The 13,717-nt window shown below is 60.7% G+C and carries 19 protein-coding genes; 16 read left to right on the plus strand and 3 right to left on the minus strand.

Annotated elements, in window-relative coordinates:
* Window positions 1-88 precede the first annotated feature (88 nt).
* Window positions 89-1,897, minus strand: a complete 1,809-nt coding sequence (gene treZ / locus PZN02_RS28455) for a malto-oligosyltrehalose trehalohydrolase (RefSeq protein ID WP_280662285.1) — start codon at window positions 1,895-1,897, stop codon at window positions 89-91.
* Window positions 1,898-2,050: 153 nt separating this feature from the next.
* Here treZ and glgX point away from each other — a divergent pair, with 153 nt between their 5' ends.
* From glgX to PZN02_RS28495, 8 genes are all read left to right on the plus strand, one after another.
* Complete coding sequence (glgX, locus tag PZN02_RS28460; RefSeq protein WP_280662286.1) at window positions 2,051-4,156, plus strand: glycogen debranching protein GlgX; 2,106 nt, start codon at window positions 2,051-2,053, stop codon at window positions 4,154-4,156.
* Entirely contained in the window at window positions 4,149-5,198 is a 1,050-nt protein-coding gene (locus tag PZN02_RS28465; RefSeq protein ID WP_280662287.1) for a DNA topoisomerase IB, read from the plus strand. Before glgX ends, PZN02_RS28465 begins: the two co-directional genes overlap by 8 nt.
* A gap of 463 nt (window positions 5,199-5,661) precedes the next feature.
* Window positions 5,662-5,901 carry a DUF2934 domain-containing protein gene (locus PZN02_RS28470; protein WP_280662288.1) on the plus strand — a complete coding sequence of 80 codons (240 nt, stop codon included), beginning with the start codon at window positions 5,662-5,664 and terminating at the stop codon, window positions 5,899-5,901.
* A 71-nt stretch (window positions 5,902-5,972) separates the two neighbouring features.
* A complete protein-coding gene (locus PZN02_RS28475; protein WP_280662289.1) occupies window positions 5,973-6,413 on the plus strand; it encodes a CBS domain-containing protein in 441 nt (146 codons plus the stop codon).
* Between the two features lie 228 nt (window positions 6,414-6,641).
* Entirely contained in the window at window positions 6,642-7,160 is a 519-nt protein-coding gene (locus PZN02_RS28480; protein ID WP_280662290.1) for a hypothetical protein, read from the plus strand.
* Window positions 7,161-7,203: 43 nt separating this feature from the next.
* Complete coding sequence (locus tag PZN02_RS28485) at window positions 7,204-7,863, plus strand: DUF6766 family protein (RefSeq protein ID WP_280662291.1); 660 nt, start codon at window positions 7,204-7,206, stop codon at window positions 7,861-7,863.
* Between the two features lie 116 nt (window positions 7,864-7,979).
* Window positions 7,980-8,168, plus strand: coding sequence for a DUF3008 family protein (locus tag PZN02_RS28490; RefSeq protein ID WP_280662292.1), 189 nt, complete (start codon window positions 7,980-7,982; stop codon window positions 8,166-8,168).
* 178 nt (window positions 8,169-8,346) lie between these two features.
* Window positions 8,347-8,505, plus strand: coding sequence for a hypothetical protein (locus PZN02_RS28495; protein ID WP_280662293.1), 159 nt, complete (start codon window positions 8,347-8,349; stop codon window positions 8,503-8,505).
* 22 nt (window positions 8,506-8,527) lie between these two features.
* Here PZN02_RS28495 and PZN02_RS28500 read toward each other — a convergent pair whose 3' ends face one another.
* Window positions 8,528-9,049 carry a sigma-70 family RNA polymerase sigma factor gene (locus PZN02_RS28500; protein WP_342394734.1) on the minus strand — a complete coding sequence of 174 codons (522 nt, stop codon included), beginning with the start codon at window positions 9,047-9,049 and terminating at the stop codon, window positions 8,528-8,530.
* Between the two features lie 333 nt (window positions 9,050-9,382).
* On the opposite strand from PZN02_RS28500, the gene PZN02_RS28505 reads away from it, so the two are divergent.
* The 5 genes from PZN02_RS28505 (at window position 9,383) to PZN02_RS28525 (ending at window position 11,740) form a co-directional block, all read left to right on the plus strand.
* On the plus strand, window positions 9,383-9,703 hold the full coding sequence (locus PZN02_RS28505) for a hypothetical protein (RefSeq protein WP_280662295.1): 321 nt from the start codon (window positions 9,383-9,385) through the stop codon (window positions 9,701-9,703).
* 292 nt (window positions 9,704-9,995) lie between these two features.
* Window positions 9,996-10,280, plus strand: coding sequence for a DUF1236 domain-containing protein (locus PZN02_RS28510; RefSeq protein ID WP_280662296.1), 285 nt, complete (start codon window positions 9,996-9,998; stop codon window positions 10,278-10,280).
* Window positions 10,281-10,317: 37 nt separating this feature from the next.
* Complete coding sequence (locus tag PZN02_RS28515; RefSeq protein ID WP_280662297.1) at window positions 10,318-10,593, plus strand: hypothetical protein; 276 nt, start codon at window positions 10,318-10,320, stop codon at window positions 10,591-10,593.
* 410 nt (window positions 10,594-11,003) lie between these two features.
* Window positions 11,004-11,474 carry a CBS domain-containing protein gene (locus tag PZN02_RS28520; protein WP_280662298.1) on the plus strand — a complete coding sequence of 157 codons (471 nt, stop codon included), beginning with the start codon at window positions 11,004-11,006 and terminating at the stop codon, window positions 11,472-11,474.
* On the plus strand, window positions 11,474-11,740 hold the full coding sequence (locus PZN02_RS28525) for a DUF982 domain-containing protein (RefSeq protein ID WP_280662299.1): 267 nt from the start codon (window positions 11,474-11,476) through the stop codon (window positions 11,738-11,740). The genes PZN02_RS28520 and PZN02_RS28525 overlap by 1 nt, the downstream gene beginning before the upstream one ends.
* 148 nt (window positions 11,741-11,888) lie before the next feature.
* Here the strand turns inward: PZN02_RS28525 and PZN02_RS28530 are convergent, their stop codons facing one another.
* Entirely contained in the window at window positions 11,889-12,746 is an 858-nt protein-coding gene (locus PZN02_RS28530; RefSeq protein WP_280662300.1) for an SDR family oxidoreductase, read from the minus strand.
* Between the two features lie 235 nt (window positions 12,747-12,981).
* On the opposite strand from PZN02_RS28530, the gene PZN02_RS28535 reads away from it, so the two are divergent.
* The 3 genes from PZN02_RS28535 (at window position 12,982) to PZN02_RS28545 (ending at window position 13,699) form a co-directional block, all read left to right on the plus strand.
* Complete coding sequence (locus PZN02_RS28535; RefSeq protein ID WP_280662301.1) at window positions 12,982-13,113, plus strand: hypothetical protein; 132 nt, start codon at window positions 12,982-12,984, stop codon at window positions 13,111-13,113.
* An 86-nt stretch (window positions 13,114-13,199) separates the two neighbouring features.
* Window positions 13,200-13,442, plus strand: a complete 243-nt coding sequence (locus PZN02_RS28540; RefSeq protein WP_280662302.1) for a hypothetical protein — start codon at window positions 13,200-13,202, stop codon at window positions 13,440-13,442.
* A gap of 11 nt (window positions 13,443-13,453) precedes the next feature.
* On the plus strand, window positions 13,454-13,699 hold the full coding sequence (locus tag PZN02_RS28545) for a hypothetical protein (RefSeq protein ID WP_280662303.1): 246 nt from the start codon (window positions 13,454-13,456) through the stop codon (window positions 13,697-13,699).
* Window positions 13,700-13,717: the final 18 nt, after the last annotated feature.

Raw genomic sequence — 13,717 nt, forward strand, 5'->3', positions numbered from 1 at the left:
CTCGCTTCCAAGCACGCCTGCCGCCGTGGCCGCGTCGACGTTCTAACCGCAAGGTCGAAATCATGTTCCGTCGCGCCTGGTTGATCGCTTATCCCGGTGTGACGGCGGCGACGATGCCAGGTCCCGGCAGTTCACCCGCTGTAAGAGAGCAATCACCGGGTCCCATGGTCGTGAAGATCGGCTCGCCGCTGAAAGGGGGAACGGGCTTGGCTTCGTCGGTGAGATTGATCCGCAGCGCCAAAACGGCGCTCCCGAACATCCAGTCGACTGCAACGAGCCCGTCGCCGGTTGGAAGTATACGGTGGCCGGGCACGCCGGGTTGCTTGAGCAGCGGGGCGATATGCCGCTGGCGGATATCGGCAAGCTCGCGGATGAAGGCGAGATGCCGCCTGCCCGCAGGGCTTTCCGCTCGATCCCACCGCAATTTCGATGCGGCGAACGTCCGCGGATCGAGTGGATCGGGCAAATCCGCCGTGGTCTTACCGCGCGGCATGCCGCCGAAATTCTCGGCCTCCCCTTGGCGTCCCGAGCGAATAGCCTCGGCGATCTCGCCCTCGTAATCCGCGAAGAAGCAAAACGGCTGGGTCTCGCCGTATTCCTCGCCCATGAAAAGCAGCGGAACTTGCGGAACGAGCATCAGCGTGGCGGTCAGGACCCGCATCATGTCCGCTCCGACGAGCGAGACGAGGCGTTCACCGAAGGCACGGTTTCCAATCTGGTCATGGTTCTGCAGGAAGTTGACACGGGCCTGCGGCGGCAGCCGGTCGCCCGTCCAGTGCGACGATATTTCCGTTCCCTTGGCGGGGAGAGCGAAGCCTTCGGCCATTGCCTCGCGAATCTTCTGCCAAGGCTCCGCGGCAAAGGGCCGGTAGTGGCCTTTCTTCTCTCCCGTTGCGACGACATGCAACGCGTTATGCAGATCGTCGTTCCACGCGGCGGTGAAGAGTTCTGCGATCCCTTCCGGTCCCCGCCCCACAAGACTCCTGCGGCGGTGCGCGTCTTCGATGACGAGATGGACGTGGCGTGCGGGAAATGTCTCGCGTATCTCGCGTGCCATCTCGACGAGAATGTGTGGCTTGCGGCTATCTCTGATCTGCTCGGTCGCGTCTATGCGCAGCCCGTCGAAGCGGAAATCGCCCAGCCAGTAGAGCGCATTCTCGATGAAAAAACGCCGGACGGCGTCCTGCTCGAAGGCAATCGAGGCTCCCCACGGAGTCGCGCGATCCTTGTTGAAGAAATCGGCCGCATAGCGCGGCAAGGCGTTTTCTTCCGGGCCGAAGTGATTGTAGACGACATCGAGCAGAACCATGAGCCCGAGCGAATGGGCCCGATCGACGAGAGCCTTCAGGTCGTCCGGCGTCCCATAGGCATTGTGGGGCGCAAAGTGCAGCACGCCGTCGTAGCCCCAGCCGCGCGCGCCCGGAGCTTGGGCCACGGGCATGATCTCGATCACGGTGACGCCGGCATCGGCGAGATGGGCGAGGCGCTCGCTTGCCGCACGAAACGTGCCGTCTGGGGTGAAGGTGCCGATGTGCAGCTCGCAGATGATCGCCTCTTCCCATGGCCGGCCGCTCCACGACGCGCTCTTCCAACGATATGCCGACTGATCGACAAGGATCGAAGGACCAGAGGGTCCATTCTTTTGCGCCGACGACGCTGGATCGGCAACCAGCGACCCGTCGGACAGCTGAAAACAATAAAGGTCCCCGGCACGCGCTGTCAGAGAATGCTCGAACCATCCATCGTCGAGCGCCTGCATCTCATGCGGGGTCCCATTGAGAATGAGGCGGGCGGCTTTTTCGTCGGGCGCCCACAGCCTGAAGTATGCGGCATCCGCCGAAATCAAGCTGGCGCCCCAGGTTCTTTTGAAAAGTCCTGGCGCTTGCTGTTGCTGCATCGGCTTTGGTCCTCGGATGAATGAAGGGAAACTGGCCGGCTTCGGCGAAAGTTCCACAGCCTCTCTCAGGACCGAAGCGCCCGATAGGAACAATTTCTTTTCTTCCGCGTTGCACCATCGCTCCATGCGGGCGCGGGAGTGATGGTAACGGCGATGAACGTTTCTTTCTCTGAACTTAGTTTTCTGAAACCCGAACTCGGCGCCGAATATACCGGCGACGGTACACATTTCGCGGTCTTTTCGGCTCATGCCGAGAAGATCGAACTTTGCCTGTTCTCGGAGGATGGCAGCAGGGAAACGGCGCGCCTGCCGCTGCCGAAGCGGGAAGGTGATGTCTGGTCGGGCTATATCGAAGGCATCGGGCCGGGGACGCTCTATGGCTATCGTGCCCATGGCCCCTACGATCCGCACAACGGCCACCGGTTCAATCCGAACAAACTGCTGCTCGACCCCTATGCCAAGCAGGTCGCCGGCACATTTGTCTGGGATGACGCGCTGTTCGGATACACGATCGACGGCACGGCCAACGACCTTTCCTTCGATGAGCGCGACAGCGCGCCGTTCATGGTCAAGGGCGTCATCCAGGACCCGGCTTTCGACTGGGACGGCGACGAGGCGATCCGCCGTCCCTGGCCGGACACGATCATCTATGAGACCCATGTTCGCGGCATGACCATGACGCACCCGGCGGTTCCGGAAGACCTGCGCGGCACATTCCTCGGCATGGCAAGTGATCCGATCATCGACCATCTGACGAAACTCGGCGTAACGGCGATCGAACTCCTGCCGGTGCAATATTTCCTCGACGACCGGCATCTGCTTGAGCGTGGCCTCAGGAACTACTGGGGGTACCAGACGCTCGGTTTCTTCGCCCCACAGGCGCGCTACATGAAGAGCGGCCGGATCACCGAGTTCAAGACGATGGTGAAGCGGTTTCACGCTGCCGGCATCGAAGTCCTGATGGATGTCGTCTACAACCATACAGCCGAGGGCTCCGAGCACGGTCCGACCTTGAATTTTCGCGGTCTCGACAATCTGAGCTACTACCGGCCCTCTCCGGGAAAACCGCGTCATACCTTCGACATGACCGGCACCGGCAACACGCTCAATGTCGCCCATCCGATGGTTATGCGCATGGTTCTCGACAGCCTCCGCTATTGGGTGCAGGTGATGCATATCGACGGTTTCCGCTTCGATCTCGCGAGCGCACTCGGCCGCGAGGACATGGAATTCGATCGGGAAGGCGGCTTCTTCGACGCGATCCGGCAGGACCCGATCCTTGCCGGCGTCAAGCTCATCGCGGAGCCCTGGGATACCGGCGACGGCGGTTACCAGCTCGGCGGCTTCCCGCATCCGTTCCGCGAATGGAACGATCGGTTCCGGGACGATGTCCGGCGGTTCTGGAAGGGGGACGACGGTATTGTGCCGGTGCTTGCCGAGCGTATCGCCGGATCGCCGGTGCAATTCAATCATTCCGACCGCGGTGCTACCGCGTCGATTAACCTTGTCGGCGCGCATGACGGCTTCACGCTGCTGGACACGGTTTCCTACAACGACAGGCACAATGAGGCGAACGGCGAGGACAATCGCGACGGACACCCCGACAACCATTCGGACAACATGGGCGTCGAAGGCGCCACCGACGACGAGGGGATCAAGAACGCTCGCGCGCGCCGGCGCCGCGCCATGTTTGCCACCCTGATGATCAGTCAGGGGGTGCCAATGATCCTTGGCGGCGACGAATTCGGAAACAGCCAGGCCGGCAACAACAACGCCTATTGCCAGGACAACGAAATCGGCTGGCTCGATTGGGCCTCCGGCGACGAAGCCTTCCTGGCCTTCTGCCGAAAGATGGTGGAGTTCCGCAAGGAAAATCCATCGCTCCGCCAGGAGCGGTTTCTCAACGGTGAACCGGGCGAGGGTGGTCACTTCGAAATCGCCTGGTACAGGGCTGACGGCCATCTGATGGACGAGGGAGCGTGGCATGATGAAGCGTTGCGTATCGTCTGCGTCTACATCAGCCGCAACGGCGTCGCGGAGGCGACACCAGCCAACGGCATGTTCCTGGTTTTAAATGCCGGCGCCGATTGCGAGATCTCGCTGCCGCGCGTGAATGGGACGGAGCGGTGGCAGCGCGTGCTCGATACGGCCAGTTTCGACGCGGCAAGTGACGACCCCGGTCTGGTTCGCGCGGCACAAGACCATGAGCTTGTCGCAGGACAAAGCGTCACCGTCTTCATTCCGGCGGACAATGGCTAGAAGCGGCGAGCCCGCGCTCGAGGAAAACGGCCTCGTCTACGTAAGCGACACCGAGCCAGGAATCAGGCGACAGCGCAAAGGTCGAGGCTTCGTTTATCGTCTGCCGGACGGTTCGGCGCTTTCCGACCCCGCGGTGAAGGCGCGCATATCGTCTCTGGGCCTGCCGCCTGCCTACGAGAACGTCTGGATCTGCCTGGATGCGAGCGGCCATCTCCAGGCCACGGGCTACGACGCGCGCGGCCGGAAGCAATATCGGTATCACAAGGAATGGCAGGCGCTGCGAAGCGGCGACAAGTTCGGACAGCTTCCGACATTCGGAAAGGTGCTGCCCAGGATCCGCCGCACGATGCGGCGCCATATGCAGGGTGCTCCCGACGACATCCGCACGGTTCTGGCGGCGCTGGTGGCGCTCCTCGACGAGGCTCACCTGCGTGTCGGCAGTCCGGCCTATGTCGAGGCCAATGCGAGCTACGGCGCGACGACTTTGCTCAAGCGCCACCTCAAACTCTCGGATGGCTGCGTCCAGCTGAGCTTCACCGGCAAGGGCGGCAAGCGAGTGAGGCGCAGGCTCCGCCATCCGAGATTGCAGCGGTTGCTTGAAGAGATTGCGGACTTGCCGGGCCGGCAGCTTTTCGTCTGGAAGGATGAGACCGACACGTTGCGGCCGATCGATTCTGGGCGCCTCAATCGCTATCTTGCAGAGATTTCGGGCGCAGCGATTTCGGCGAAAACCTTTCGAACCTGGGCGGGAAGCGTCGCGGCATTTACGGTCGCACGCGCCGCTCTCGAGCGAGGGGAACGGCCAACGGTCAAGCAGATGAGCGAGGCCGCCGCATCCGTCCTGCACAACACGCCCGCAATCGCACGCGAGAGCTACATCCATCCGCAGATCGTCGCGCTTGCCGGTGACAACCAGGTCTCAGCCAAAACACTCGGGGAGCGCGGCCGTGCGAACAACGAATTGCGCGCCGAGGAGGCGCGCATGCTGAATTTTCTCACTCGTGCGGAGCGATCGAGGCGTCGGAGACTCTGCCGAGACTAAACGACAGAGCCGGCCTTCCCCACAGATATAAAAGGTGACGACGGGTACAGTCGCGCAGGCGCACTGCGGACCACGATGCGGAGACATATGTGGAACATTCACGGTCGACTGGAATTGTTCAATGAAACCCCAGGCCAGGGGCATACGCCCCCGCGTTGAGGACGGGCCATGAGCCCCAGCAGGATGAGCTCCAGCGTGAATGGAGGGAAAAATGCCGAATCCGCGCCAACCAGACCCGAAGCCACCGTCACCGCAGCCGCCGCCTCCGCCGCCCTGGGACCCCGAGCCACCGATCGAAGAGCCGGATCCCGACCGCCTTCCCGATGAAGTGCCGGTCCCCAATCCGGACGAAAATCCGGAGCCTCCCAGACACTTCAACCGTGCCGCAACCCGTGGAACAATTGACCGGTCGCGCCGTTTGACTTCTGCCATCGACAGAGTTCATCGGTGAGGAAGAAGGGACATGGACAACGACAAGGAAGAGCTTATCCGGCGCAGGGCCTATGCGATCTGGGAGCGGGAAGGTCGCCCCGAAGGCCAGCACCTCAGGCACTGGGAGCAGGCATCGCGGGAGATGCAGAAAGAGGAAAACCGGTCGAGGAGTGGCGAAAAGCAGGATCTCGAAACGGAGGGGACAACGCACGCAACCTCAACGCCGGCGTCGCCGGGCAAATCTCGAAACGCCGGCTCGACGGAGCAATAGTCGCATCCGAAACCCGCCGGCGGAAATGCCGGTCGGCAGCAATTTGGAAGTCAGAAACAAGGAGCAAGATCATGCACGTATCTGAAATCATGACCAGAGACGTTCATCTTGTCAGCCCGGACGAGACCATCACCGAGGTTGCAAGGCAAATGGCGGAAAACGACATCGGCTTCCTGCCGGTCGGAGACAACGACCGCCTGGTCGGTATGATAACGGACAGGGATATCGTTGTTCGGGGCGTCGCTGACGGCCTCGACCTTCAGTCAAGAGTAGGAGACATCATGACGACCGATGTCAAATACTGCTTCGAAGACGAGGAAATTGATGACGTCGCGCGCAATATGGGCGACGTCCAGGTCCGTCGCCTGCCCGTGGTCAACCGCGACAAGCGATTGGTCGGCGTTGTATCGCTCGCAGACGCGGCCCGCGAGCAGCCCGCGATTGCCGGCACCGGCCTCAAAGGCGTGACGGTTCCCGGCGGATCCCACAATCAGGCCGGACGGAGCGGCTAGAGCGGGATGAGGAAAAGTGTGGGCGGTTTTCCGCCCGCATCCCCGCGTCTCAACTCATTAGGATCGATCACGTTCATGATTTCAGGTGGATTCGTACTGAAATCATGAACGTGATCGGGGGACACATGCGATCCGCCCGGGCGTTCCTTGGAGCTTCGGGCGCAGCCGGTGCGCGAGGCGGAACAAAAGGCATGTCTTGCGCTTTTCTCGCAACGAAGGAGTCCGGAGATGCCAGCGAAGCAACACAGCAGCGGCAACGGCGCAGACCCGCGTCGGGCGCAACCAGGCTCGCCTGAGACACGTCAAGCGGGCCATTCATCGAGAGCAGGCCAATCATCGAGAGCAGGAAAGCCGCAAGAGGCCTGGAAGGAGGCGGAACTTCACCTGCCCGAGGCGGAAGACAAGGCGGCGCCCAGCGTACACGTCGCCGATGCGGGAGACGCGGCCGGCTGGGTGCCCAGCGCAACTGGCGAAGAGACCACCGAGCGAGCAGACCCGCCGCAGCCGCGGCCTCGCGACTATGGGGAGACCATTCGCACGACCGTGAAATACGTACCCGCGTCCGAAGCCGGTGGTGGCCAGACGATGGCGGAGAGTGACGCGAAACAGGGTGACGACGGCACCGGCGGAGAAACGTGGAACCGCGCCCTTGGCAACAATACCAATGCCGGGATGATCCGCTTCTTCGGTGCGGTTGCGCTCTTCATCCTGATATGCGCGTCCGTATTCTGGCTCGCTGCCGACTGATCGGCGGCAGAGCATCATGGCCAGCCCGGAGCGGAGGGGACCAATGTTGTTCCTGCGTGACAACGGATTGTCGATCACGCTGTTCGTCCTGACCTCGGCAACGATTGCCGGCATGGTGGTCACAGGCATGCATGCCTATAACCATGATGCCACCTTGCACGGTGGCTCGGCCGTAACCTTCGTCTCCTATCTTGCATCGGGTCATTTTCTCTCGGCTCTCTTCGAGAATTGGGAGAGCGAGTTTCTGCAGATGTCCGCTTACGTCTGCCTCACAGCATATCTCTATCAACGCGGCTCGGCGGAATCGAGGAACCCTGATGCCGCATCGAAATGCGAAGAGGATCCGGTTTCCCGGGAGCGTGATCCCGCAGCACCGTGGCCGGTGCGGCGTGGCGGCCTGCTGCGAACACTTTATTCCTACTCGCTCGGCATGGCCCTTTGCACACTGTTCGCCCTGTCTTTTCTTCTGCACCTGCGCGCAAGCGTCGCTGCGGCAAACCTCGATGCGGCCGCCCATGGCGAAGCCGCCTCGGATGCCTTCACTCACCTCACCAATCCTGAATTCTGGTTCGAATGCTTCCAGAATTGGCAATCGGAATTTCTATCCACTCTGGTTCTGGTGGTCTTTTCCATTTTCTTGCGTTTTCGCGGATCGCCGGAATCGAAGGCCGTGGCGGCTCCCATGTGGCAAACCGGGAAATAGACCGCGTTTTTCACCGCCGTCATGCGCCCCCTCCTCATGGAACATAATCGACCATTGCTGGTTCCGGGACTGTTGAAGTCCGTACGGTGCTGTGGGTCGCCCAAAGGAGAATAGAGATGCCTGCCAAATCGAAGGCACAGCAAATGGCTGCCGGTGCGGCACTTGCCGCCAAGCGGGGAGAAAAGAAGAAGAGCGAACTCAAAGGGGCTTCGAAAAGCATGGAAAAATCCATGACCGAAGAGGAACTCGAGGAGCTGGCTTCCACGAAACGCAAGGGCAAGAAGGAGCACGCTTCCAAGTCGTAGTTGTACCGCGGCGCGGCCCGGCTGGCCGACCGTTGCGGCTCAAGCGTATGGTGGTCTCCTCCGACGTGGGGGCGTCCGCTGACGCCTCACACTTTTCCTCATCCCGTTCTGGCGATTACATGAAGTACCCGGCACAATACGCTATCGTAAGATCCTCGCCATGACGAAGGATAAGCGGATGAACGAAACCAAAGCACGTGCGGGTGGGGACGCAGACAGGGCCATCGACGAGCAGATCGCCTCCCTCATGGGCAAGATACAGAGGGAAGCCGTGCCGGAGCGGCTGCTTGAACTGGCCCGGAAACTGCAAGAAGCGCTGAATGCACGCAGGCGCTGAGGGGATGTTCTTCCCGCCGCGGCTAGTTCAATGGATTTCCATGCATCTGGACTATCAATTCTTCACGGGCGCGGCTGAGGCGGCTCTTGATGGTGCCGATCGCGCAATCGCAGATGTCGGCCGCTTCCTTGTAACTCATCCCGAAGCCGGCGACGAGGACAATGACCTCCCGATGCTCGGGGGTCAGTAACGCCAAAGCATCACGAAGTTCGCCGTTCAGAACCGACCATTCCTGTGGAGGTGCCATCGGAATTGGCAGCTCCGCGCAATTCGTGTTTCCAGGGCTCTCGCGTGTCCGGATCTTGTATTGCGTCCGGAAAGTGTTTCGCATGATGGTGAATAGCCAGGACTTGAGACTGGTACCCGGTTCAAATTGATCGATGCTTCTCAGCGCCCGAAACAGAGTTTCCTGCAATAGGTCGTCCGCCTCGAAGGGTACTGACGTAAATGTCCGGGCAAAAGCCCGCAGAGCAGGTATCAGGTCGACGACCTGCTCTTCTATGTGATGCGATTTGTGAAGCGCATGAACACCGGTGGCAGGCATATCGAATACCACCCTTTGCACGAACAGAAGACAGGTAATGTCGAACAATGCCTGGCTGGCCTTTTGGTTCCTCTTTCCGTCAATGATTTGTTCTTGGTCCGATACGCGAAGCGCGATTGCGCGCCGAGGCCCCGGCCACGCCTCGCGCGGAGTGCCCTTGCTGCCGCAAATCCGGCAAATGGCATCGCAGATCTCTAAAATGCCTCGGTCTGATGCGATCCTTGAACATGGTTGGGGCCATACGCCTACTTTCTTTTCGTGAAGGTTGGCCTGAGGCAGGCATTTGCCCGCCAAAGGAGGTACGCAATGAAGAAACTTCCCAGAATAATTGCTGTGTCGCTATTCGGGCTCGCGTCCGCGACTGCAATGCCGCTCATCCCGGTGAGTGGCGATGGCGGTTCGTCAAGCAATGCCTACGCGGACAACGGTGTCATTCTCATACCAGGAACGGGGAGTGACGGCGGCGGCAGCAGCGGAAGCGGTGCAGAGGGTAGTGGTACGGGTTCCGGCAGCGGTGCCGAGGGTAATGGCAATGGCAGCGATACCGGCGGTGGAGGTGCAGACACCGGTGCCGCTGGCGCGGAGACCTCCGCCAGCACCAGTGCAGAGGGCACCGGTACCGGTGGCGGCACATCCGGGGGTGGCGGCGATTGAGGGCGGCAAATCTGACTTAATGTAACTACCGACCGGGGGTCTAAAGAGGTCCTTCTCGTTGAAGGGCCTCTTTTTCGCATCGTCCGTCAAAACGTATTTTCGCCTGCAATCGCTCAGCATTCGTTTTGGCCGCTCAAGGCGTCACAGCCGCTTGCCGCGTCGAGAAGGCGCGTGCCGCTCTCCGCGGCGGACACTCCAAGGGCGAGAGAGATCACAAGCCAGGCTCATGAGCGGGCCGGGAACCAATTGCGTTGCTGTTGGTTGGGAGGTCTCTCAAGGAAGGAGTATATCAATGAATAAATTTGCCATGATGATTACCGCGCTGCTGACGTTTGTGGGTTCGTCGGCGATTGCCCAGGACACTATAGTGTTGCCTGGCGAAGTCAGAACCTACGTGCTTGAACAGAATACGCCATCGGTTCAATATGAGGGCGAGATCGTCGTCGGCCAGCCGGTGCCTGACGTGGTGGAAGTCTACCCTATTCCGGATCAGCCTGATTTCGCCTACGCGGTCGTCAATGAAAAGAGGGTCATCGTGAACCCGAGGACGAAGACGGTCGTGCAGGTTCTTGAATAGCCGATGAACCGTTTCGGGACGAAATATGGGAAAACGCGTGGAAAGCACCGAATTTCGACTGGCCGCCCAGCGCGAAATTCTCGTGGCTATTCTTTCCGCGCTTGCAAAAAATGACGACGCCTGGCGGGAGATCAACCGTATACTGGAAGAAGAGCTGATCGTGCAGGATCATGAGGAAGATCCGGGCATCGTTCCGTCCGAGGCCTTTGCCCGGCAGAACGCGGTGACGGCGGAAATCTCATCGATTCTTCAGGACGCCAGCGCACGCGCGGCTGCCGGCGGGAGCCCTGCCGAGTCGAAAAACGATCGTTGAGATCGTTGAGAAAAACGAAATAGCCTGGCCGCACGGGGGAACCGCTCCTCTTTTGGTGCGTTAAGGAAGCATTGCGGCTTACGGCGCCGCACGTTCAACGGACGCGCAAAGGTCGCCGTAGAGCTTTGAGTTTCTGCATGATTTTGTCCTTAAATCGGTTCCGATTTAAGGGACCGTGCAGGAGCCCGCGCATGTCCACACGAGCAGAAGGGAGCATATCGTGCGGCAAAGATCGAAACAAAAGCGACCGAGATTCGCTCGACCGCCTGAAAATCCGAACCCCAAGAAGGCGCAGCGAAACACGTGGCAGCCCCAGGTGATTGTCCCATACCGCGTCGATCTCACACTCAAGAAGCCGGCAGATGAGGAAGTCAGGGTGCCTGCATCCATCAATGGCAGGAGTCTCGCCGATGGTCGCCCATGAGGACAGAGCGATACGCGTTCGGGACGTGATGTCCAAGCAGGTCTTTACGGTTTCAACGAGCGATACGGCGCAGTCTGTTGCGCGGCTGATGGAGGAAGCAGGCGTTGGCGCCTTGCCGGTCGAGGCTCCGGGCGTCGGAACGATCCTCGGGATCGTCACAGACCGTGACATCCTTACCTCAGTGGTAGCCAAGGGACTGTCGACATCGATGGCAGTGTTCGAGTTCATGACGGTTTCGGCCGAGTCCTGCGAGGAGGACGACAGTATCCTGCTGGCGGCGCAGAAGATGCATGAACACAAAATACGCCGCCTTGTCGTCGTTGACGAAGAGAAGCGCGCGGCAGGCATCGTATCGCTGGCGGACATTACGCGCGCAAGCCCGGAACTCGGGGGGCTCGTATTGGGTGGAATAAGCCGTCAGGCGCCCCAATCCCCTCCACTTGAAGGAGTTTCGTAATGCCAAGCCTGACGCAGGATCGCCTGTGGAGCGAAGCGGTCATCCTGGAGGCGCCGAGGCGAGTGCTGCGGGTACAGAGCACGCGCGACGCCTTTCTATGCCTCAAGAACCATTGGCCGCTCGCCGACGGAAAGGCAAAAAGCGAAGCATTGGCAGTATGCGACCGCGTGATCGAGGGAAACGACGAACCCGACGCCGCACGTGCCGCCTTCATCAAGGCGGCCGAGGAAGCGCAATTCCGCGTCAACAGTTGGACCGGTTCCTGAGTCGGCGGCAGCGTTCCGGTGAGGCAGCGCCTCAGGACCGATAGCATAGGCGACCGGATCATGTCGCATTGCATCGGTCTGTCGTGACTGCTTTCAAAGCGTCGACATGCGGACGTGCGCAGATTATTTCACGCTATTCTCATCCGTGTCAGAGAAACGGCTTGCCTCCGGTCACGGCGATCGTCGCGCCCGACACATAGCTCGACATCGGATCCGCCAGCATGACAAAGGTCGAAGCCCGTTCCACCGGCTGGCCCGGACGCTTCATCGGCACCTGCTTGCCGAAATCGACGACGGAATCTTCCGGGAGGGTGGACGGGATCAATGGCGTCCAGATCGGACCTGGAGCCACGACATTCGCGCGGATGCCCCGCTCGGCCAATAGCTGCGCGAGACCGGCTGTGAAATTATGCAGCGCACCCTTGGTGGCGGCGTAGGCGAGCAGGGTCGGATTGGGACTGTCGGCGTTGATGGAAGCGGTGTTGATGATCGCACTGCCTTCACGCATATGTGGCACCGCCGCCTTGGTCAGGTAGAAAATTGCGTGCATGTTGACCCGGAAGGTCAGTTCCCATTCCTCGTCCGTGATGTCCTCGATCGCCCGGAAGGACGCCTGGTGAGCCGCGTTGTTGACGAGAATATCTATGCCGCCGAGCTCTTCGATGGCCGTGTCGACGATGCGCCGGCAGTGATCGGAGAACTGGATGTCGCCCGGCACCAGCACGGCCTTGCGTCCGGCTTCTTCGACGAGCGCCTTCGTCGCCTGCGCGTCCTCATGCTCGCTAAGGTAGGCGATGAGGACGTCGGCGCCCTCTCTGGCGTAGGCGATCGCCACCGCCCGGCCGATGCCGCTATCGCCACCGGTTATGATCGCCTTCTTTCCCTCCAGCCGGCCCGAACCCTTATAGGAATTCTCCCCATGATCCGGCATCGGCTCCATTCGATCGGTTGTTCCGGGCAGGGCTTGAGACTGCCGTGCAAAGGGAGGGCGAGGAAAGGTATCCATTTCCAAAAGCTCCGTATCGGATGAGGCAGGCATTCGCAGGTCCGCCAGCGTATCGCCTACAGCGCCGCGCGCCTTTTGAGACGCGCAAAGGTCGCTGTAGCACTTGGAATCATGCAGTAGGCCTAACCGAGGGCTGGACGCTTTGTTCCGGATGCATTCCGCGCTTGGGCGTCCCCGTGGTTCGTCGGAACCGATGACGCCCGGCGGCGTTTCACCACCGACGGGACGACTAGGAATGAAACCGCGCACGATTCTCACTGGGATTATCTTTCTGATGGCGGCGGCGCTCGCCTTGCTGATCTACGACACCGCCGACCGCCGTCCAGCCGAGGAAGGCGGTACGCGCCTTCCCGCTACAACCGATTGATCGTTTCAGGATTGCCCGAGAGGCGTCAGCCGGGAACTTCCTATCCCGCCTGACGTTGACTCGTCAGGAACGCTCAGGAGGAAAAGGTGAAAACCACGAAAAAACAGCGCAAGGAAACCCCCGGTGATACGGCCGGACAGAGACCGGTCGAGAAGGATAGCGATCTGCATCCGCGCTTGAAAAAACAGCCTGTCGAGCCGGACGATCTCCCAAGCCATCGCGCCATGCGGGAAGCCACGCGACAAAAGAGAGACGATTATCTCGTGGAGTCCGATCTTGAGGATGCGGATCAACGCTATCCGACTCCGGGCATGAAAGACCAGGAATGAGGAGCGGAACGATGGCACTGAAATCATTGAGAGCCGGCTTCACCGGCAAGCCGGAACCCTATCTGAAAACGAGGACACAGGATGCCGCGCGCTACGTACGCGACGAGGCGGCGGTGGTCGCAGGGACGGCCCGCGATCATCCGGCGGCGCTCAGCGGCACTCTGCTCGTGGTCGCGACCCTGGCATTTGTCGCGGGCTACTTCATGGGCGGCACCTCAGCCGCTCCCGCGCGCAGCCAGCGGTTCTGGTCATTGTGAACCTAGAGCCCTTCAGGG

Source organism: Sinorhizobium garamanticum (assembly GCF_029892065.1).
Lineage (GTDB): Bacteria > Pseudomonadota > Alphaproteobacteria > Rhizobiales > Rhizobiaceae > Sinorhizobium > Sinorhizobium garamanticum.

Excerpts from the sequence above, each read along its gene's own strand:
- PZN02_RS28520 (WP_280662298.1), top strand. The coding sequence starts at position 11,004 with ATGGTCGCCCATGAGGACAGAGCGATACGCGTTCGGGACGTGATGTCC.
- PZN02_RS28535 (WP_280662301.1), top strand. The coding sequence starts at position 12,982 with ATGAAACCGCGCACGATTCTCACTGGGATTATCTTTCTGATGGCGGCG.
- PZN02_RS28465 (WP_280662287.1), top strand. The coding sequence starts at position 4,149 with ATGGCTAGAAGCGGCGAGCCCGCGCTCGAGGAAAACGGCCTCGTCTAC.
- PZN02_RS28530 (WP_280662300.1), bottom strand. The coding sequence starts at position 12,746 with ATGGATACCTTTCCTCGCCCTCCCTTTGCACGGCAGTCTCAAGCCCTG.
- PZN02_RS28545 (WP_280662303.1), top strand. The coding sequence starts at position 13,454 with ATGGCACTGAAATCATTGAGAGCCGGCTTCACCGGCAAGCCGGAACCC.
- PZN02_RS28495 (WP_280662293.1), top strand. The coding sequence starts at position 8,347 with ATGAACGAAACCAAAGCACGTGCGGGTGGGGACGCAGACAGGGCCATC.
- PZN02_RS28485 (WP_280662291.1), top strand. The coding sequence starts at position 7,204 with ATGTTGTTCCTGCGTGACAACGGATTGTCGATCACGCTGTTCGTCCTG.
- PZN02_RS28475 (WP_280662289.1), top strand. The coding sequence starts at position 5,973 with ATGCACGTATCTGAAATCATGACCAGAGACGTTCATCTTGTCAGCCCG.
- PZN02_RS28480 (WP_280662290.1), top strand. The coding sequence starts at position 6,642 with ATGCCAGCGAAGCAACACAGCAGCGGCAACGGCGCAGACCCGCGTCGG.
- treZ (WP_280662285.1), bottom strand. The coding sequence starts at position 1,897 with ATGCAGCAACAGCAAGCGCCAGGACTTTTCAAAAGAACCTGGGGCGCC.
- glgX (WP_280662286.1), top strand. The coding sequence starts at position 2,051 with ATGAACGTTTCTTTCTCTGAACTTAGTTTTCTGAAACCCGAACTCGGC.
- PZN02_RS28490 (WP_280662292.1), top strand. The coding sequence starts at position 7,980 with ATGCCTGCCAAATCGAAGGCACAGCAAATGGCTGCCGGTGCGGCACTT.
- PZN02_RS28525 (WP_280662299.1), top strand. The coding sequence starts at position 11,474 with ATGCCAAGCCTGACGCAGGATCGCCTGTGGAGCGAAGCGGTCATCCTG.
- PZN02_RS28470 (WP_280662288.1), top strand. The coding sequence starts at position 5,662 with ATGGACAACGACAAGGAAGAGCTTATCCGGCGCAGGGCCTATGCGATC.
- PZN02_RS28500 (WP_342394734.1), bottom strand. The coding sequence starts at position 9,049 with ATGCCTGCCACCGGTGTTCATGCGCTTCACAAATCGCATCACATAGAA.
- PZN02_RS28510 (WP_280662296.1), top strand. The coding sequence starts at position 9,996 with ATGAATAAATTTGCCATGATGATTACCGCGCTGCTGACGTTTGTGGGT.